The 19,891-nt window shown below is 62.5% G+C and carries 19 protein-coding genes; all 19 read left to right on the plus strand.

The window, feature by feature from the left end; translation table 11 throughout:
• The first annotated feature begins 12 nt into the window (after positions 1–12).
• The 19 genes from VNH11_22940 (at position 13) to VNH11_23030 (ending at position 19,838) form a co-directional block, all read left to right on the plus strand.
• Positions 13–1,026 (plus strand): NAD-dependent epimerase/dehydratase family protein, encoded by a 1,014-nt coding sequence (locus VNH11_22940; protein ID HVA49239.1) that lies wholly within the window; start codon positions 13–15, stop codon positions 1,024–1,026.
• A gap of 43 nt (positions 1,027–1,069) precedes the next feature.
• The gene (locus tag VNH11_22945; protein ID HVA49240.1) at positions 1,070–2,260 is read left to right on the plus strand and encodes a hypothetical protein; all 1,191 of its coding nucleotides are present in this window, start codon (positions 1,070–1,072) and stop codon (positions 2,258–2,260) included.
• A 37-nt stretch (positions 2,261–2,297) separates the two neighbouring features.
• The gene (locus VNH11_22950) at positions 2,298–3,347 is read left to right on the plus strand and encodes a GNAT family N-acetyltransferase (protein ID HVA49241.1); all 1,050 of its coding nucleotides are present in this window, start codon (positions 2,298–2,300) and stop codon (positions 3,345–3,347) included.
• Between the two features lie 9 nt (positions 3,348–3,356).
• Positions 3,357–4,325, plus strand: coding sequence for an ABC transporter permease (locus VNH11_22955; GenBank protein ID HVA49242.1), 969 nt, complete (start codon positions 3,357–3,359; stop codon positions 4,323–4,325).
• A gap of 96 nt (positions 4,326–4,421) precedes the next feature.
• The gene (locus VNH11_22960; GenBank protein ID HVA49243.1) at positions 4,422–5,654 is read left to right on the plus strand and encodes an ABC transporter ATP-binding protein; all 1,233 of its coding nucleotides are present in this window, start codon (positions 4,422–4,424) and stop codon (positions 5,652–5,654) included.
• A gap of 4 nt (positions 5,655–5,658) precedes the next feature.
• Positions 5,659–6,519, plus strand: a complete 861-nt coding sequence (locus VNH11_22965; protein ID HVA49244.1) for an FkbM family methyltransferase — start codon at positions 5,659–5,661, stop codon at positions 6,517–6,519.
• Positions 6,520–6,524: 5 nt separating this feature from the next.
• The gene (locus tag VNH11_22970) at positions 6,525–7,553 is read left to right on the plus strand and encodes a sulfotransferase (protein HVA49245.1); all 1,029 of its coding nucleotides are present in this window, start codon (positions 6,525–6,527) and stop codon (positions 7,551–7,553) included.
• Positions 7,547–8,455, plus strand: a complete 909-nt coding sequence (locus VNH11_22975; GenBank protein HVA49246.1) for a PIG-L deacetylase family protein — start codon at positions 7,547–7,549, stop codon at positions 8,453–8,455. Before VNH11_22970 ends, VNH11_22975 begins: the two co-directional genes overlap by 7 nt.
• A gap of 200 nt (positions 8,456–8,655) precedes the next feature.
• Positions 8,656–9,231: a class I SAM-dependent methyltransferase gene (locus VNH11_22980; GenBank protein HVA49247.1), complete on the plus strand. Its 576-nt coding sequence runs from the start codon at positions 8,656–8,658 to the stop codon at positions 9,229–9,231.
• Positions 9,197–10,558 (plus strand): glycosyltransferase, encoded by a 1,362-nt coding sequence (locus tag VNH11_22985; protein ID HVA49248.1) that lies wholly within the window; start codon positions 9,197–9,199, stop codon positions 10,556–10,558. Before VNH11_22980 ends, VNH11_22985 begins: the two co-directional genes overlap by 35 nt.
• A 41-nt stretch (positions 10,559–10,599) precedes the next feature.
• Positions 10,600–11,412 carry an FkbM family methyltransferase gene (locus VNH11_22990; protein HVA49249.1) on the plus strand — a complete coding sequence of 271 codons (813 nt, stop codon included), beginning with the start codon at positions 10,600–10,602 and terminating at the stop codon, positions 11,410–11,412.
• Positions 11,413–11,437: 25 nt separating this feature from the next.
• Positions 11,438–12,253, plus strand: a complete 816-nt coding sequence (locus VNH11_22995; protein HVA49250.1) for an FkbM family methyltransferase — start codon at positions 11,438–11,440, stop codon at positions 12,251–12,253.
• Positions 12,226–13,392: a glycosyltransferase gene (locus tag VNH11_23000; GenBank protein HVA49251.1), complete on the plus strand. Its 1,167-nt coding sequence runs from the start codon at positions 12,226–12,228 to the stop codon at positions 13,390–13,392. The genes VNH11_22995 and VNH11_23000 overlap by 28 nt, the downstream gene beginning before the upstream one ends.
• 32 nt (positions 13,393–13,424) lie before the next feature.
• The gene (locus VNH11_23005; GenBank protein HVA49252.1) at positions 13,425–14,519 is read left to right on the plus strand and encodes a glycosyltransferase family 2 protein; all 1,095 of its coding nucleotides are present in this window, start codon (positions 13,425–13,427) and stop codon (positions 14,517–14,519) included.
• Positions 14,516–15,526: a glycosyltransferase gene (locus VNH11_23010; GenBank protein HVA49253.1), complete on the plus strand. Its 1,011-nt coding sequence runs from the start codon at positions 14,516–14,518 to the stop codon at positions 15,524–15,526. The genes VNH11_23005 and VNH11_23010 overlap by 4 nt, the downstream gene beginning before the upstream one ends.
• Positions 15,523–16,707, plus strand: a complete 1,185-nt coding sequence (locus VNH11_23015) for a glycosyltransferase family 4 protein (protein HVA49254.1) — start codon at positions 15,523–15,525, stop codon at positions 16,705–16,707. Before VNH11_23010 ends, VNH11_23015 begins: the two co-directional genes overlap by 4 nt.
• Positions 16,708–18,003 (plus strand): hypothetical protein, encoded by a 1,296-nt coding sequence (locus tag VNH11_23020; protein HVA49255.1) that lies wholly within the window; start codon positions 16,708–16,710, stop codon positions 18,001–18,003.
• Between the two features lie 10 nt (positions 18,004–18,013).
• Entirely contained in the window at positions 18,014–19,150 is a 1,137-nt protein-coding gene (locus VNH11_23025) for a glycosyltransferase family 4 protein (GenBank protein HVA49256.1), read from the plus strand.
• Between the two features lie 28 nt (positions 19,151–19,178).
• On the plus strand, positions 19,179–19,838 hold the full coding sequence (locus VNH11_23030; protein ID HVA49257.1) for an FkbM family methyltransferase: 660 nt from the start codon (positions 19,179–19,181) through the stop codon (positions 19,836–19,838).
• The last annotated feature ends 53 nt before the right edge of the window (positions 19,839–19,891 follow it).

A 19,891-nucleotide genomic window follows, 5' to 3' on the forward strand; every position in this document is an offset into this window, starting at 1 on the left:
CCCTCATTTAATATGCACAACGATCTTATCCTGGTGGCCGGCGGCGGCGGCTTCATTGGAGGCCACCTTGTGGGCGCCTTGCTGCGGCAAGGCCACGCACGCGTTCGCGCCGTCGACATCAAGCCGCTCGACGAGTGGTACCAAGTGTTCGACCAGGTGGACAATGTCACCGCCGACTTGAAAGACGCCTGGGTTTGCAAAAACGCTTGTCTGGACGCTACCGAGGTCTACAATCTGGCGGCCGACATGGGCGGGATGGGCTTCATCGAAAACAACAAGGCCCTCTGCATGCTCTCGGTGCTGATCAACACTCATTTGCTGATGGCTGCGAAGGAGGCGGGCGTGCGACGGTATTTCTATGCCAGCTCGGCCTGCGTCTACAACGCCGACAAGCAGCGCTCGGCAGACGTAACGGCCTTGAAAGAGGATGACGCGTACCCGGCCCTGGCCGAGGACGGCTACGGCTGGGAGAAGCTGTTTTCAGAGCGAATGTGCCGCCACTTCCGCGAGGATTTCGGCATGGTAACGCGCGTGGCGCGGTTCCACAACGTCTACGGTCCGCACGGCACTTGGAAAGGCGGCCGCGAAAAGGCCCCCGCCGCAGTCTGCCGTAAGGTTATCGACGCGCTGGCGACGGGCAAGCACGAGATTGAAATCTGGGGGGACGGTCACCAGACCCGCAGCTTCATGTACATCGAAGATTGCTTGCTTGGCATCGAGCGGATCATGGCCAGCCCGATCGAGGAGCCGATCAACCTGGGCTCGAGCGAACTAGTGTCGATCAACGGTCTGGTTGATCTGGTCGAAGACATCGCCGGAGTGCGACTGAAGCGCAGGTACAACCTGTCCGCCCCGAAGGGCGTAAAGGGTCGCAACAGCGACAACACAAAGATCCGCGAATACCTCGGCTGGGAACCAAGCACCCGGCTGCGCGACGGCCTGGAGCGGACTTATGCCTGGATTTACGACGAGTATCACGCCAACAACGGCGTCCGCGTCCGAGAGGCGGTCACAAGCGCTCTATAGGGAACGCACTCCGTGGCGTTCCGCGAGGCGCCTCGAAATCACCATGAAAAAGCTGCTTTACATTTGCGATTGGCTTCCGCCCGATTTCGGGGCCGTGGGACAATACAGCCTCGGTTTCGCGCGCCAGCGGGCTGCCGCGGGCGACGATGTCGTGCTGGCCGGGCTGTCGTCCACGTCCGAGTGGGCCGAAGTCGAACACTTGGGCGCCGGAAGGCTGACCGTTCTGCGCTTCAAAGCGGAGACGTACGACCGCGGCGATCTGCGCAGGCGGGCCTGGTGGACGACCAAGGTGAACCTGCGCCTGCTGTGGCGGCTGCGCAGGCATCTCTGGGGAGCGGACGAAGTGCTGTTCACGGGCAGCCCGCCGTTCCTGCTCCATTTTCTGGCTCCCTTAAACGTGCTGTTGCGCAAGCGGCTCGTCTACAGGATCACCGATTTCCACCCCGAGTGTCTGATGGCGGGCAGGGACCGCGTGCGTTTGCCGCTCAAGGCCTTCCACCGCCTGACGGTCGCCTGGCGCAAGACCATCGGGCGCTTCGAGGTGCTGGGCGAGGACCAGCGGCGGCGGCTGCTGGAAATCGGCATCCCTGCCGATCGAATCGAGTTGAAGCGCGATCCCTCTCCGGTCGAGGTGCGTCCCGAAACGATGCCTCTCGAGCGTCCGGGTAGTTTGGCCGGTTACGCGGTGCTGCTCTACTCGGGCAACTTCGGCGTGGCCCACGACCATGAAACGTTCATCGATGGCTATCGGCTGCACCATATTCAAGGCACGGGCCGCGTCGGCTTGTGGCTCAACGCCACCGGGGCCAAGGCGGACTTGGTCGAGCGCCTTTTGCGCGACGCGGGCCTGCCCGTGCATCGCAGCCGGCCGGTGCCGCTGGACGAGCTGTCGCGGCTGCTGGTGACGCCCGACGCTCACCTGATCACCCTGCGCGATGCTTTCGTGGGGTACGTCCTGCCCTCGAAGGTCTACGGCTCAATCGAGTCGGGCTGCGATGTGCTCTACGTGGGCAGCGCCGAGTCCGACGTCCACCTCTTGTGCCACGAAGCGTTGCCGCCGACGGCGTATCATCAGGTACCCACCGGGCGGCCCGATCTGGTTGCGGCCGCCTTGGAATTTCTGGCGGACCGGGCGCTGGGGCCTGTCGGCAGAACGTCTGGTCGACGAGGTCGGCTCGCGGTCGGCGCAGGCAGCTCTGAACAATCGCACTTCGCGGGGTATACCGATCGTTGAGCGTTATGTCCGACCGAGCGCGTGGCCTGGGACAGTCGTGATAAAGATCGAACTTCTTCGCGCGCATGAGCTATCTGATTCGCTAAAGAGCGACTGGGCTCGGATTCAGGAAGCTCACGCGGAATTCGACAGCCCATATTTTCGGGTCGAATTCACCGATGCCGTCGCCGCCGTCCGAGATGATGTCTGGATTGCGGTACTGGAACAGGCCGGGCAGCCGGTTGGCTTTTTTCCCTTTCACCGGGACCGATCCGGCGTTGGTTGGCCGGTAGGGGCCGGGATGTCGGATTTTCACGGCGTGATCGCTCACCCTGACCTTCTCTGGCGGCCGAACCAACTGATTCGGGATTGTGGTTTGAAGGAATGGAAGTTTCACGCGCTGGTCGTGTCGGACGAGCGTTTCGCTTCGTTCGCAGACTCGACCGGCGGCTCGCCTTTCATCGACGTTTCGCAAGGATTTGAAGCATACGCGAACGAGCAGCGCCGCCGCGGCTCGCGGGTAGTCGACCGACTGAAGGCCTTGGCCCGGAAACTCCATCGGGAAGTCGGTCCGTTGCGATACGAAGCCCATTGTGCCGATGCCGCTAGGTTGCACCAGTTGCTGGACTGGAAGTGGCGGCGCTATGGCTCGAAGGAACCAACTCGCGATTCGTGGCCGCAGTGGCGGATTGGGCTGCTCGAGCGCATTCAACGAGCCGCAGCCCCTGCTTTCGCCGGCATGTGTTCACTCTTGTGGGCTGGGGATAAGCTTGTGGCGGCGCATATGGGGATGCGCGCGGGTCGGGTATTCCACTATTGGTTTCCATCGTATGACGAAGCTTACGCCCGTTACTCACCCGGCCTATTGTTGCTCGTTGACATTCTCAAGGACGCCCATCGCCTCGGGGTGGAACGTGCTGATCTTGGCCAGGGAGGCGAGGATTATAAAGGGCGGTTCATGACGGGAAGTATTGGATTGCTGACAGGTTCAATCGTCGTCTCTCCGCGAAGACGCGCACTTCGCCGCTTCAAGCGACAGTCGTTGTCGCTGCTGCGTAAAACGCCGCTGCGCCCCCTTTGGCGAAGCGTGAGAACGTTGTTTTCCTAAATGGAACGAATGTCCGAAATCTTTGATAGCGTGGAGGCCGTCTCGCAAGGTCCGACGACCCTCACCGAGCGAGGGCCCGATCACCGGCTGGCGCGCGACGCCTCGCAAAGCTTCGTGGCCGCCTCGCAAATGGCGACCGAACCGGCCGCCGACGCAGGCTATGAGTTGATTTTGGAGCCGGGGCGGGCCGAACGCAACTACTGGCGCGATTTGGTCCGTTATCGTGAGCTGTTTTATATTCTCGCCTGGCGCGACATCGCCGTGCGATACAAGCAGACCGTGCTCGGTGTGGCCTGGGCCCTCGTTCGGCCTTTTTTGACGATGCTGATTTTCACGGTGATCTTCGGCCGTCTGGCCAAGCTGCCCAGCGAAGGCGAAGCTCCCTACCCGTTGCTCGTGCTTGCCGGCATGCTCCCCTGGACGCTCTTCTCGACGGCCTTGGGCGAAGCCTCCAATAGCCTCGTGGCCAACGCCAACCTGATCGGCAAGGTCTACTTTCCTCGCTTGATCGTGCCCGCGGCCGCCGTCGTGGTGGCCTTCGTCGATTTTCTCATCAGTCTGGTGTTGCTTCTGGCCGCGATGGTTTATTACCGCTTCGCGCCGGGATGGCAGGTGACGGCGCTGCCCGGCTTCCTGCTCCTGGCGCTCTTGGCAAGCCTCGGGCCTGGTCTGTATCTGACGGCGCTCAACGTCAAGTACCGCGATTTCCGCTACATCATTCCCTTTGTGGTGCAGTTCGGGCTTTACGTTTCGCCGGTCGGCTTTTCCAGCAGCGTCATTCCCGAGAAATGGCGGCTTCTCTACAGCCTCAACCCGATCGTCGGGGTCATCGATGGCTTTCGCTGGTGCCTGTTGGGCGGCGAGAGCGGCCTTTACCTGCCCGGTTTTGCGCTGAGCGTCACGGTCGTGGCCCTGTTTCTTTGGCTGGGCGTTCGGAAGTTCCGCTCGATGGAGCGCTCGTTCGCCGACATCATCTGACGTATGTCCGACGTAATCATTCAGGCTGAGAATCTCGGCAAGTCGTACCGCATCGGCGCGGCGGGCCCGCGCGAGCGCTACACGGCGCTGCGCGACGTGCTCAGCCGCCAGGCGCGCGGGCTTTGGAACGCCGCCGGCCGCGCGCTCAGGCGCGAAGCGCTCCGCCCCCGCGCTGAGTCGGAAGAGTTCTGGGCGCTGCGCGACGTCTCCTTCGAGGTGCGGCGGGGCGAGGCGGTAGGCATCATCGGCCGCAATGGGGCGGGGAAAAGCACGTTATTGAAAATCCTCTCGCGGATCACCGAGCCCAGCGCGGGCCGCGTGACGCTCCGCGGCCGCGTGGCCAGCTTGCTGGAGGTGGGCACCGGCTTTCACCCCGAGCTGACCGGTCGCGAAAATATCTACCTGAATGGGGCGGTCCTCGGCATGACGCGCGCGGAAATCAAGCGCAAGTTCGACGAGATCGTCGCCTTTGCCGAGGTCGAGAAATTCCTCCATACGCCGGTCAAGCGCTACTCGTCCGGCATGTACGTGCGCCTGGCCTTCGCCGTGGCGGCGCACCTCGAGCCGGAAATATTGGTCGTCGACGAGGTGCTGGCGGTCGGCGACGCACAGTTCCAGAAGAAGTCCTTGGGAAAGATGGGCGACGTGGCCAAGGGCGGCCGGATCGTACTGTTCGTGAGCCATAACCTGGCCGCCGTAGCCGCGCTTTGTCAAAAGGCGATCCTCCTCAAGGACGGACGACTGCTTGGTGCCGCGTCCGCCCACCAGGTCATCGCGGATTACCAGAGCGGGCTATACATGCCGGATACCGATGCCCGCCACAAACTCTTCTTCGACGACGCGCATGCCGTTGGAATCACCAACTGTGTGGCGGAGCTCACGCCCAACGCTGAAAATGAAGTTGACCTGACGCTCCGGCTCGACGTTATCTCGCACCGACCGCGCTCGAATATCGGCGTCGGTTTTCAAATCGACACGTTGAGCGGTGTTCGAGCATGCATGATCGCCCCCATGATGACGAATTACGTCATCGATCGCGCGAAGGGATCGGTGACTTGCGCCTTTCGATGCGAATCCGTCAGCCGGTTCCTTGCGGGCGGCGATTACAGCGTGACCTTCTGGCTCTCGCAGCCGCGGGTCGAAGCGCTGCTTTGGGCTGAAAACGCCTTGCGGTTCTCAATTCCTCCGTCGGATCCCTACATGAACGGCGTTTACTTTGAGTGTGAACCGCACGGCATTGTGCCCTTGCCGACCACGTTCCAGGTCGAGGAACGCCACCCCGACCGCGGAGGCCTTCCGACGCCGGCGATATCGAGCGCGATCGTGTAGTCCAATGCAACTTGTCCCGTTCCAAAAAGGAATCTCGCGCGCCGCGAGATCGACGGCCAAGAAGCTGCTGCCCGGACCAGCGGCCTGGTGGACCCAGCGCGGTCTGAAACGGCAGTATTTGGAGACGCCTCGCCATGCGACCATGCAATACGACGCGATTTCTGTACTGCAATGTTGCATCGCCTACAATGAGTACGGCGGGTACTGCGTGCCCCTGGCGTCGCGTTACCGCCCGTGCGCGCAACAAATCCTCGCCGGGTGCGTTTGGGAACGCGAAACGCTGGAATTCATGATGGCGCGTGGGGGCGATGTCATCCACGCCGGAACCTATTTTGGCGACTTTTTGCCCGCGCTTTCGAACTCGCGCGCGGCCGGCGCCGGGGTGTGGGCGTTTGAACCTAATCCCGAAAACTACCAGTGCGCCCGCATCACGACGCAAATAAACCGATTGACGAACGTCAACCTCTTTCATGCCGGCTTGGGCGCCGCCCGCGGGGCTTCGATGATGCGCACAACGGATGAACGGGGCCAGCCGCTGGGAGGGTTGAGTCAAATCATCTCGAACCGGACGATCGGCTGCGCTCGCACGGAATCGGTCGAAATGACTCGCATCGACGACGTGTTTCCGGCCCATCGAAATGTCGAGATCATCCAGCTTGACGTTGAAGGGATGGAACAGGAGGCATTGGAGGGGGCGATGCGGACCATTGGTCGCTGTTTGCCGGTCTTGATTCTGGAGACGGTGCCCGGCGACGACTGGGTGCGCGCGAACCTCCTTCCCTTGGGATACCGCGTCGAGCGTACGGTGCTCGACAACACTGTTTTTGCCACCCGGCGAATCCCGACCGCCAACCAAGGACTCTGAGACACATGGCGATTCCTGGCTTTGCCGTGGACTCCTACCTACCCAGGTTATGGCGGATCGTGCAAGCGGAGACCCGCCGACTTCGGGCGACACGTTACGTGTCGCCCGAATGGCTCGCGGCCCATCCCGTCTCCACCGAGGACCCGATTATCATTGGCGGCTGCGGCCGTAGCGGCACGACGATGATGAGCGTCATGTTGAATAGCCACTCGCAGGTTTATTGCGGCGCGGAAGACGCGCTGTTGCTGGACGAGGAGTTCTCCTTGCCTCAAGTGGCGAAGCAATACCGCTACGATTTGGCGGCGTTGGTCGACGAGGCCCGAGGCTTCGATAATCGAGGGGAGTTTACCGAGTTTGTGATGCGCGACCAGAAACAACGCCGCAACGTCTCGCGCTTCGCGACCAAGCAGCCGCGATATGCCTTATGTCTGCCGACTTTGCTCCAGCGCTTCCCCTGCGCCCGTTTTATTTACCTCTGCCGAGACGGCCGCGACGTCGCCGTCTCGTTTCGCAAGAACGAGCGCCGTCTCGTCGGCCTGTGGCCGCTCGCGGCCGAAGACCGGGATGTTGCGCATTTGTCGCCGAAGAAAGATCGTCTCGCGCGGCAGCGCTACGACCGCACGCACGACGCGGCCGGGATGCTTTCGATGACGCACTGCGCGGACGTCTGGCGGTTGTACGTCAACGCCTTTTATCCGTTTGAGCGCGACCCGCGGTGCAGGTACGTCCGCTATGAGGATTTAGTGACGCGCCCCCGAGAAACGTTGACCGACCTTTGCGCGTTTTTAGACTTGCCTTTCGAAGAGTCGATGCTCACATTCCATAGCGGCAAGGGCGTGGAAGGACGCGATGAATTGAGCGACCCGCACCATGCGAAGGTCAAGTCGCAACTCGATCCGACGCGTCTGGGCGTCTGGCGGCAAGAGTTGACGCGCGGACAGGTGCGCGAGTTTGAGACACGCGCGGGCCGGGAATTGCTTCACGGGCGCTACGAGTTGAGTGAAGGATTCGCGGAACAGTGCGTAGCATGCTGAAGCGAATCAAGCGGCTGTTACCGCTGCACCCGCGGGCTTTGTGGCATTCGCTTACGACCTATCGCCGTTTTCTGGGAACCATCAAGCCGGAGTTGCTGCGCGGAACCGAGGACGAGCGATTGGCATGGCACCGTTCCTTGACGCGAAGTTGCGAAGTCGCCCGTCTGCAGGCGCCCATCGGCCGCCGCCTGGTCGTGCTCGCGCCTCACCCGGACGACGAGTCGATCGGCGCCGGCGGCCTGCTTCTGGCGCACGAAGGTCGCTGCGAAATTCATATCGTGAATTTGTTCGCCGGCAAGGGAGGTGGGCAACTTTCCCCAGGCCCCGCCTGCGCCCAGTCGTGCTCCCAGGAAGAGCTCATCGCCGCCAGACGCAAAGAACTGATTGCCGCCGGAGCGATGATCGGCGCCGCATCGATTCACTACTTGGATCTTCCGGCGGGGCAAGCGTCGCTTACGACCGAGAGCGCCGACGCGCTGGGGCGAGTTGTCGAACAACTTCGCCCCGATGTGGTTCTGTTGCCCTGGTACCTCGACAACCATGGCGATCACCGTGCGACAAACGCGCTCTTCGCATGGTCCTGCCGAGACATCGACTGTATCGTGCTGGGCTACGAGATTTGGACCCTCTGTCCGCCGAACTCCGTTCTCGACATTACCGACTGGCTCGACAAAAAGCTGGCGCTCGTGGCGCTCTACCAAACCCAACTCAACACGGTCGACTACCTTAATTTCGTCCGCGGGGCCGCGATGACCCGAGGGTTTCTACACAGCGTGAGGGCCAAGAGAACCGGCGCCGCGGAGGCGTTTCTCGCCATGCCCAACCGCGATTATTGCGACGTCGTGACCAGCTTGTACGGCGATCGCGGCCGGCCGAACCCATTCGCACTGCCGCTTTTCTGACGCCGGGTCCGCCCATGTTCAGCTCGTGGTTGGCAAGATGTCGTCGTCTCCCCGCCAGACTCCGTCGCTCCCTCCGGGACCGTGGACTCCCGGCGACGCTGGGAGTCTGCCGCGGCCGTCTCTTGACTCACGTGAAGAGGTTGTCGCCGACGAACATTCGCAAAGAACGCAGCGAGAACCGCTTCGACAACGCCTTCAACGTGGACACAAGCGGCATCAAGATTCTCGCGGAAGACGACATACCGTACTCGACCTTCGCTGACGCAACCCACTACCAAGCGTCGAACCCGTTGGTGTTTGGCGCGATGCTGAAATCGTTGGGGATCGATTATCGCGACTTCACGTTTGTCGATGTGGGGTCGGGCAAAGGCCGAACGCTTTTGCTGGCTGCACAATACGGATTCAAGAGGATCGTGGGCATTGAGTTCGACCGACAACTACACGAAACCGCAGTCAGGAACGTTAATCAGTATAGGACGACAACTGGCAGCCGCCGTCAAGTGGAGTGTCTTCACGCGGATGGCACAAGATGGGCGCCGGCGACGGACAAGGTGGTGCTGTACCTGTTCAACCCTTTCGGCGCGAGTTGCTTGGCGGCCTTGCTCGCAAACGTCCAAGAGTCTCTGAAGTCGGGGCCCGCGAACGAAATCTATGTCTTGTATTTGCATCCCGTTCATGAGCAGGTGTTTGCCCAATTCGACGTGTTCAGCCAAGTTTGCCGCTCCGAAAAGCATGATTTCGTTGTCTACGCCACAATTCCAGTCCGGGCCGCCTGAGAACATTTTGCGAATCGCCCATTTGCCTTCGAGCTACTTCCCCGACACGCTCGGTGGGACGGAAGTTTACGTGCAATCATTGTGCAAGCTGTTGGAAGAGCTCGGTCACGCGACGGCCGTCGTCTGGCACAGCGAAACCGCGGCGGGGCTGCCGGAAAACGCATTTCCGTTGGGGACGCTCCCGCCACCGCGTCGCAGCCACTTGTACACGAGATTTGCCGGAGCAGAGCCGCGCGGGTTTCGAGATTTCCTGCGTGGTTGGAAGCCCGACGTCGTGCATTTCCACGCCTTTACCTTGGGCGCCGGCGGCGATCATGCCGAGTGCTGTCGGCGCGAGAACGTTCCCTATGTGATCACGTACCACACGGCGGCCATGTCGTGCGCTCGCGGCACATTGCTGCGTTGGGGCGGCGACGTCTGCGACGGACGGCTCGACGCCAGGCAATGCGCGGCTTGCAGCCTGCACGGTCGAGGGTGGCCCAAGCCACTGGCCCAATTGGCGTCGCTCAGTCCGTTGCCGCACCGAGTCATCGCAGACTCGCCCTTGCTGCCGCGCGCCGCGCTGCCGTCGATGTTGAGGGAGTCGAACATGCGCTGGGCGCGGTTCTTCGGCGGCGCGGGCCGCGTGATCGCCTGCGCGGATTTCTGCCGCGACGTCCTGGTGGCCAATGGCCTGGCCCCCGATCGGATCGCCCTTGAGCGCCAAGGGCTTCCGGGCGATGACCGGCAGCGAACGTTGCGCCTGCCCGTGGCGGCGCGAAACGGTGGGCCGCTGCGTCTAGGGTATTTCGGCAGGATCAACGTCGCCAAAGGGGCCGATCTGTTTTCGGCGGCGGTGCGCGACCTTCGCGCCAGCGGCGTTGACGCGGTCGGCGAGTGGCTCGGCCCGATCGAGACCGATCGGCGATGGGCGGAGGCGATGTTCGCGGCGGGGGCGCCTTTCGTGCGATACGCGGGGCAAAGGCGCGGCCAGGATCTGGAAGCGTGGATCCGCCAGCAGGATCTGATTATGATTCCCAGCCGTTGCGCGGAGACCGGGCCCTTGACGTTGTTGGAGGCCTGGGACGAGGGTACGCCCGTCGTCGGCGCCGACCGCGGAGGCATCCGCGACTTCATGACCGCCGCGGGATTGGCGACCTGCCTCTTTGCACCCGGCGATGCGAGCGCGGCGGCGGCGGCCGTCCAGCGGATGTTGGCCTGGCCGGGTCCGGCGCCCGTGGTGCCCGTGCGTGGAATGCGCTCGCTCGCCGAGCGGATGGCGGCCATCTACCGTCGCGCCTGCGAACCGGCCGCCGAAAACTCCGCGAAAAGTTTTGCCAAAGCTTGAAGCCTTGTCGCGCCACGCAATTCGCTGGAAGTGAACGACCAATGCAGTGGGTGAAGGCCAATGCTCAATTTTTACTGGAAAAGGTGGTCAATCGACCTCGATTCAACGATTCGCGCCTTTACCACCTCTATCTTAGAATCCAGCACCGTGATCACAGCAGACAAAAGGAAGCGGAAAAGGAATTCTACCGGCAGGCGCTAGAGGCAGTCGATGCGAAACTCGTGTTCGACATCGGAGCGAATGGGGGCTCGAAAACCGCGATTTTCTCGCGCCTGGTTGAACGGGTATTGGCTGTTGAGCCCGATCCAACAGCCGTAAGGATACTCAAAGAACGCTTTTTGAACAAACCGGCTGTCGCCATCGTCGATAAGGGGGTGGGCGCCGAGGAAGGAACCTTGCCATTCCATATCTTTGAAGATGCGGACTGCTACAACACGTTTTCGCCGAGCTGGGCCGCGGCGCTTGCCACTGGCGGCGCCATCGGCCGGCCTGCGAAAGCGGTCAAGGCGATTGTCGATATACCAGTCATAACGCTCGATCGGTTGATTAGGGAACACGGCGTCCCATCGTACATCAAAATAGACGTTGAAGGATATGAAGTGCATGTAGTCAAAGGTTTGACTCAGCAGGTTCCCTTGCTCAGTTTTGAATGTAACCTGCCCGAGTTCGCTGCAGAGACGACCGAGTGTCTTTCCATCCTGGCGAAGCGTTGCTCGACAGCGGAGTTCAACTATTGTACTACAGAACCTCCAGCAAAATTCGAATTGGATCAATGGATACCGTATGAGACGATGTCCAGAATCGTCGAGGCCGGGCGTAATCGTTTTATGGAGATTTATTGCAGGTCGTTGTGATTCCTACGCGAATTCCGTTGCCATCATGCTTGCACCCCTGAAGACCGCCGCGAAGTTTCTCTGCAAAAACACCCTTTGGGCCGATGGCGCCGTTCGGACGGTTTTGCTCGGTCCCTCCGCCGGACTGCGGTACCGAATCTTTCCAAATTACGGGTTGGCGCCGATCTTCGGCGGCTGGGAGCCGCGGCTGCAAACGATTATGAAGCGGCTGCTCAAGCTTGGCGACGTGGCCTACGATGTGGGGGCCAACTACGGAATTCACACGTTGCTCATGGCGCGATTGGTCGGAGCGGGCGGGCACGTTTACGGATTCGAACCGCATCCTGAAATTCATGCGGCTTGTTTGGAAAATGTGCGACTGAACGCATTCAACAATGTGGACATTCTCAAGCTGGCCCTGAGCGATCATGAAGGGGACATACCGTTTTCCACCGGCCACCACGACGGAGCCGGTCATGTGGCGGCGGCGGAGGAAGAGGCGTCGATGACCGTGCGTTGCGACACCATCGACAGTTTGATCGCGGCGGGGCGTTTGCGGCCGCCGCAGTTCTTAAAGGTCGACATCGAGGGCTACGCGGGCGCCGCCTTGGCGGGCGCCGCGGGCGCCTTCGCCAGGCATCGCCCCGCCCTTTGCGTCGACCTGCACGATCCAGAAGAGGACGAGGCCGTCGGCGGCTTCCTCGCTGATTGGGGATACGCCGCGTTCCGACAGGAGACGTTTGAGCCAATCAAGCGGCTGGATGTGGGCTGGCCGAATCCCGATGGAATCCGTGGGACCGTCTTGGCGCTCCCCGCGGAACGAGCGGACCAGCTTTGCTGGCTGCACGCGGACAAGGGCTGAACGTCATGGGCAAACGAAAACGAATCCTCTACGTACAGTACACGAATCCTGCCGCGTATCCACCGTTGGAACACTCGTCGCGAATCCTCGCCGGGGGCGGTTGGCACGTTCAGTTTTTAGGAACGCGGGCGGACGGCGCCGACGATTTGGTCTTCCCGGCGCACGCGAGAATCGGCGTGCGGCTGCGTCCCTTTCAGCCTGGCGGCTGGAGACAAAAGCTGCATTATTTCAGGTTTGTGGGATGGTGCATCGCGTGGTGCGTCGCTTGGCGCCCCACCGTGATCTACTGCTCCGATCCATTGAGCGCGCCCGTCGGCGTGCTGGCCTGGTACTTGCTTCGAGTTCCGGTGGTGTACCATGAGCACGACACACCGGGCCCGCCGACCAGTGCGGCATTAGGCGTGGTCCACGCCATGCGGAGGCGACTGGCCCGCATCGCGGTCGCCTGCGTGGTGCCTCAAAAGGAGCGGCTCTCCCGGTTCGTGGCGGCGCTCAAGCCGCGTCGCGCCGTCTGCGTCTGGAATTGTCCGGCCCGGGAGGAAGTAGTCCCACCCCAGGACACAATCCGCTCCGCCGAACCTACACTGTGGTACCACGGATCGCTCAATGGCCAGCAGCTTCCACTTACCGTGATCGACGCCTTGGCGTTGCTCCCTTCATGCACGCGGATGCGGTTTGCCGGCTACGAAACCCTCGGTCATGTGGGGTTCGTAAAGCAGTTTCTCGGGCGCGCGAGAGAATTGGGCATCGGCGAGCGTGTAGAATACGTCGGAACGCCCAGCACACGTCGAGGGCTCTACGCGCTGGCGGCGAAAGCCGACGTCGGGCTTGCCTTGTTCCCGCGATCGTTTCGCGAACCGATGGCGGGCGCGTCCAACAAGCCGTTCGATTACTTGGCGTGCGGGTTAAGTCTGCTCTTGACCGAAAGCGCGGAATGGTCGGAATTTTACCACACGGCGGGATGCGGCCGGCTGACGAGCCCGGATTCGTCCGAAGCGATCGCCACGACGTTGCGGGCGATGCTCGACAATCCGGATCAGACCCGGGCGATGGGCGCGGCCGGGCAACGGCGTGTGCTGGACGACTGGAACTACGAAACGCAATTCGAACCGGTGCGGCGACTACTCGATTCTCTGTGAGTCGCTCGTTGCCGGATTGCGTGGAGGTTCCGATGACCTTGTCTTCCGAGCGTGATTTGATCGAGTTCCGGCGGGACGGCGCACCGCCGGATTTTTCCATCTGCGTTCCCCAGTACAACCGCACGTCGTTTCTGCTGAAAGCCGTCGAAAGCTATTCGCGGCAAACTCACCGGAGCTTCGAGATCTGCATCTCCGACGGCGCGTCGCCCGACGGCCGCCAGACCGAACTCGTCGACACGCTTTTGGCAACGGGAATTCCCTTCGCCTTTTACCGTTCGCCGGTTAACCTGCGGTACGATGCGAATTTGCGCTCGGCGATCGCCTTGGCCCGCGGGAATTACTGCGTGCTGATGGGAAACGATGATGCGTTTGCCAACCCGGACACACTCGCGCAGCTTTGGGCCGACATCCGGACGCATCATGGCCCTGGAGTCGTGCTTAGCGACTACTGCGACTACCAGAGCGGGCGGCGCGCTTACGCCATCCGGGCGACGAAAAACTACGGCGGCGGCCCGCGCGTGGCCGCGTTTCACTTTCGCAATTACAGCTTTGTCAGCGGCATCGCGATCGACCGAGACGCTGCCCAGTCGCTTGCCACCGACAAATGGGATGGAAGCGAGATGTACCAAATGTATATCGGCAGTCGAATCGTCGCGGCCGGGCGCGATCTGCTGGAGCGAAACGTGCCGGCCGTGCGGAAGGACATTCCGGCGCCGGGCGAGCAGGTGGACAGTTATGCTCGGCGCCCGCGCGTTTGGCCATGCCCGATCGTCGAGCGGCCCCTCCCGCTCGGCCAGATCGGCCGGCTGGTCGCGGACGCGATCGCCCCCTACGCCGGCCCCGATGAGCGGCGATGGAATGAAGCGGTTCTCGACCAACTGCTTGGGATCACTTATCCGTTCTGGCTGACGGAGTACCGCAAGGTGCAGTCATGGCGATACGCGGCAGGCGTGGCGATTGGGATGAGGCCGGTCCGCACAGCGGCCGGGGTCCCCCTGGGCATGCTGGGTCGCGCTCGTGTTTGGATGATTTACTGGGCGGCCACCGTTGCCGGGTTGATCGTGCCGCAAAGCGTTTTCACACGAATCAAGGGGCGGCTGCATTGGCTCGTGAAGACGCCCCGATGACGACCAGGCCGCGTCTGCTGCTCTGTGGCAATCTAGGCGGCACAAACATCGCAGACAGTTTCTCGCACGTCGGCCCCGAGTTCGGTTGGGAGTTGCGCGTACTCGAAACGAATCGTGCATTCGAAGCCGGGCAGGTCGCCCGCACCTTGAGTTGGCGGCTTCTCGACCATCGGCCGCCGAGGCTCGGACGGTATAATCGAACGCTCCGTTTCGAACTGGACCGGTTTCGTCCTCAGTTGCTGCTGACCCTGGGCGTTTGTCCGGTGACCGCCGACACCTTGATGCTGGCTCGGCGACTGGAAGCTCAAACGGCCAACTACTCGACCGACGATCCCTGGAGCCCGGCCCATCGGGCAAGACGTTTTCATCGGTCAATTCCTTACTACGACCACGTGTTTACTCCGCGGCGCGCGAACGTCGACGACTTCACCCGCGCCGCGGCGCGCGCGGTGCATTACCTGCCGTTCGCCTACGACCCACGATTCTCGTTCCGCGAGGCTACGACCATAAATGGCGAACGCGCGGACATCATCTTCGTTGGGGGCGGCGATCGCGACCGCATCCCGCTGTTGCGCGAGCTGGTCCACGCGGGGTTTCGCCTGCGAATCCACGGTAGTTATTGGGGTCGCGACCCGGTTACCCGCTCGGCCTGCGCCGGTCAGGTAGGACCGCGCGAGTTGCGAACGGCGACCTGTGGCGCGGACGTGAACTTGATTCTCGTGCGGCGCGCCAATCGCGACGGCCACGTCATGCGATCGTTCGAAGCCGCGGCGTGCGGAGGCTGCCTCCTGGTCGAAGACACGGCGGAGCACCGCGAAATCTTCGCCGACACCGTGACCTATTTCAGTACAACCGGCGAAATGATCGAGCAAGCGCGCCGATTGCTCGCCGATCCGGAGCGCCGCCGGCGATCGGCCGAAGCGTCGCACCGGCGAATCGCGGTGGAAGGACGAAACACCTATGCCGATCGGCTGCAAACGATTCTCGAAACGGTCTCGACCCGATGACTTCGCTCCGCATAGCCCTGGTGGTCCATGGCCGGTTTCACATCTTCGATCTTGCCCGTGAGTTGCTTCACCAGGGCCACGACGTGACACTGTTCACGAACTACCCGAAGCGCGTCTGCGAGCGGTTCGGCGTGCCGCGCCGGCGCGTGGTCAACTGCCTCACCCACGGCGTCGCCAGCCGCGCCTTGGCGAAATTGCTCCCCCGAAGCCCAGGGCTGAGAGAACGCTGGACGAACGCGGCGTTTGGTCGCTGGGCGGCCCGGACTGTGCCCGCGCACGGCCGGTGGGACGCCGTCGCCTGCATGAGCGGCGTCGCCGAAGACCTCTTCGACGGCCTCGACGCTCCCGAGACGCTGCGCGTTTTGCTGCGGCTGTCGCTGCACATTCGCGAGCAAAAACGAATTCTCGCCGAGGAAGAGCGCGCCGGCGGACGCCGCGTGGAGCAGCCCTCCGACTGGATCGTGGCCCGCGAGGAGCGCGAATACGAGCGGGCGGATCTGATTCAGGTTTTGGCGCCCTTTTCTCTCGATTCGTTCGTGCGGGCGGGGGTGCCGCGCGAAAAGCTCGATCTAATTTACTCCGCCGTGAACGTCTCGGCCTTCAGGCCGCCCGCCGCGGTTGTCGAGGCGCGCTTGCAGCGGTTGACCGCGGGCGAGCGGCTGCGCGTCATTTGCGCCGGTACCTTCTGCCGGCGAAAAGGCGCCCGATTTTGGGGCGAGATGCTCGAAGGGGCAAGCCAGGCCGCCCAATTCCGCTTCGTCGGCAGCATTGCCTCGGACGCCGCGGGCATCGCGCGCTCGATCGGCGCGCGCGCGGAGTTTCGCGCCAAAGTGCCGGAAGCCTCGCTGCGCGAAGAGTACGCCTGGGCCGATCTTTTCGCGCTGCCAACCTTGGAAGAGGGATCCCCGGCCGTGGTCGCCCAGGCGCTGGCGTCGCGCTTGCCGGTGATCACGACCACCAGTTGCGGGGCCTCGGCCCTGGTCGAAAACGGACTTACGGGTTGGATCATCCCGCCTTCTCGGTCGGACGCGCTGGCGGACTGCGTCCGCCGGCTCGACGCGGACCGCGCGGAGCTAGTGGCGGCCGTGCGCCGCCTGCGCGAACGCGAGTTCTCGCGCGACTGGAGCGAATACGCGCGCGACTTCGTTCGGTCGATTCGCGATCGGCGAGAGGCAACCTGAGTGCTGGCGTTTTGCGTACTCACTTGGGGCCTGCTCTGCGGTGTCGTGTTCTGGCGCTGCCGGCGGCCTCAGATGGACAGCGTGGGGCTGCCGCTGGCTTATGTGGCGTTATTATCGGTGGGGCACTGCGGCGCGGCGCTGGAACTGCTCCCCTGGTTCGATCCGTCCCGCGATCCGTATCTTGCTCAAGTCGGTATTACTCGCGCAGACACGATCGCGGGGTTCGCCGCGAGCACGTTGGGTTTAGGCGCGTTCTGCCTGGGAAGCTGGTTTCTCGACGGGCTGCCCTACGTCCGCCGCGCCCGGCGGCGGGGGGCGGCTGTTCCAGTCCGAAGTGGCGGGCGCAACCTGGTGTTGATCGGCGTGCTGTCGTACTTCGTTTTATCGAGGGCCCGCTGGATTCCGGGGAGCATCACCTCGGCCGGCGGCAACCTGGCCGTGGTGGGCCTCTGCTTGCTGGCCGGGTCGTGGCGACGCCGCGGCATTGCTTCTCGCTCGCGCTTGATCGTGGGGGCCTTGTCGTTTCCCTTGATCACCGCGGCGTCCGCCGGGTTCATCGGCTTTGGGGTGACAGCCCTGGTGCAGGCGGGCAGCTTTTTCGTCCGCGTCGTCCGCTTGCGCTGGTGGTCCCTGGCCGTGGCACCGGTTCTCGTCTGGCTGGGGCTCTCGGTTTACGTCACCTACATGGCCGCCAGAAACGACATTCGCAAGCAGGTGTGGGGCGGCAGCGGCCTGACAAGGCGCGTGGAGACCTTCGCGAGGGTGTTTGCCGGCGCGCAACTGTTCGACCCCTGGAACGCGGAGCACCTGTATGCGATCGCTGGCAGGTTGAACCAGAACGGGCTGGTGGGACGCGCGATCCGTTTCATGGAGCAAGAGAAAACCGAGCCGGCCTACGGGGAGACGCTGGCCATTGCCGCCGTCGCCTGGATTCCACGTGTGCTTTGGCCCGGAAAGCCGGTTTTTGGAGGGAGCGGAAACCTGGTGTCGAAATATACCGGGATGACGTTCGATAAGGACACGGCTGTGGGGGTGGGAAATGTCCTGGAATCGTACATCAACTTCGGAATGGCGGGCATCGGCCTGGGGTTTTTTGTGTTCGGGGCGATTGTCCGCCACCTTGATTTCCGCGCCGGCGCGGCGCTAAGGTGCGGCCGCACCTGGGACTACGTGTTCTATCATCTCGTGGGCATCTCCGCGCTGCAGCCAGGCAACACCTGGGCTGAAGCGGTCGGGTCGTGCGCGGCGGCCGCTGTGCTGGTGGCCGTGCTGAAACGAGCGGGCATTCAGGCTTGAAGTCGATCTGATGAATCCCGCAACTCCACTGCTTGTCGAACCTTCGAGCGTACCGCTCACGCGCGGCACAGCCAGGCGGCCAGCCAGGTTATTGGCGGTTTTTCCCGGGCTCGATCCTGCGGCAGGCGGGATACAAATCGCCTCGCTGACGGCGCTTCCCGTCATCGCCGAGGGCCCGTTCGAGGCCATCGTTTTCGGCGCCGATCCTTCGGGCGCGGCCGCGGGCGCCCGCCAATCGGTGATTGACGGGAGCAAGCATCGTCTGCTGTGCCGCGTCGCTCGGCGCCGTTGGGAGGCCGAGATTTTGCTGGTCTGGCACATCGACATGCTCAAGCTCCTTCCGTTCATCCGCGGCTTTCGGGGGCGCGTGGTCATGTTCTGTCTCGGCATCGAGCTCTGGCGGCCGCACGGCTGGTGTACACGGCGGCTGCTCCGCCGGGTCGATTTGTTTCTCAGCATCAGCGATTACACCTGGCAGCGCTGCCTGGAACACGCTCCCTACCTTCGGGGCCGTCCGTATGTCACCACCGGACTTGGCGTGGGCGGGCCGCTCGCGGGCGTCAGTCCGACGCCCGCCGCGACACCCTCGGCCGCGATCGTGGCGCGGATGTCGAAAGCCGAGGACTACAAAGGCCACCGCGAGCTGATTGGGGCCTGGCCCCGGGTTCTCGAAAGCATCCCCAGCGCCCGGCTCGACATCGTGGGCGATGGCGACCTGCGGCCCGAGTTGGAAGCCATGGTCCGCCAGAGAAACCTGGGCCAACACGTGCGGTTCCTGGGTCGAGTCAGCGAAGAAAGCAAAGGCGAGTTGCTGGCCGCGTCGAGGTGCCTGGCGATGCCGAGTCGTGGGGAGGGCTTTGGGCTGGTCTACCTCGAAGCGATGCGTCTCGGTCGGCCCTGCCTGGTCAGCGACTGCGACGCAGGCCGTGAAGTGGTCAACCCGCCCGAGGCGGGTTTGGCGGTCGATGTGCGCGACCAGTGCGCGTTGGCGGCGGCCCTGGTGCGGCTGTTGGGCGACGGCGACGAGTGGCGCAACTGGTCGATCGCGGCGCGGCGGCGGTATGAGGCAAATTACACCGCGGCAAGCTTTCAGCGACGACTTCGTGCCGCGTTGGATAGCATCGTAAACCAAACAATGGAACGTTAGTTCGATGGTTAGCGGATTCTTATCCAAAATGAAAAACCTCGTCGTGCCGCGTGGCCGGGCGCCGAGAAGAATCAAGGCGGGTCTCCTCAAGAACCTCGTCATGAACTTGGATCTCACCTGCGACACCCAGTTATACTTGGGCCTGAGCGAGCGCGAACTGGTTAAGTGGTTTGAGAAATTCACTTCCGATGCCGTGACCGCCATCGATATTGGCAGTAACGTTGGTGCTTACACAGTTTGGTTCTTGGCAAGAACGAAGGCATCGAGGATCCTTAGTGTTGAACCATCGCCGGAAGCCAGAGAAGGGCTGACAACCAACCTGAAACTGAACGACCTTCACGATGACCCACGCCTGACGATCATCGATAAATTCGTCGGTAAACAAGACTCTCTGGATACCTGCTCGCTCGATTCTTTATCGGCGGTTATAAGCACTCCGTGCGTGATCAAAATCGATGTGGATGGCCCCGAAGCGACGATTTTGGAAGGGGCCAGGAGGGTCCTTGATCGAGCTCATGTTCGCTGGATCGTGGAGACTCACTCACAGGATCTGGAAGAGGCGTGCTCCCAGTTGCTGACCGAGACGGGCTATAAAGTTGAAATTGTTCAGAATGCCTGGTGGCGTACGATTGTACCGGAGCAGAGGCCGATTCCGCATAACCGATGGCTTGTTGCGGCGAGATACTGAAAACGCTTTCCCAAAAGCTCTCCAAGTAAAACCGCCCGCCAGTAGTCTGTGCG

This window comes from Pirellulales bacterium (assembly GCA_035533075.1).
GTDB lineage: Bacteria > Planctomycetota > Planctomycetia > Pirellulales > JAICIG01 > DASSFG01.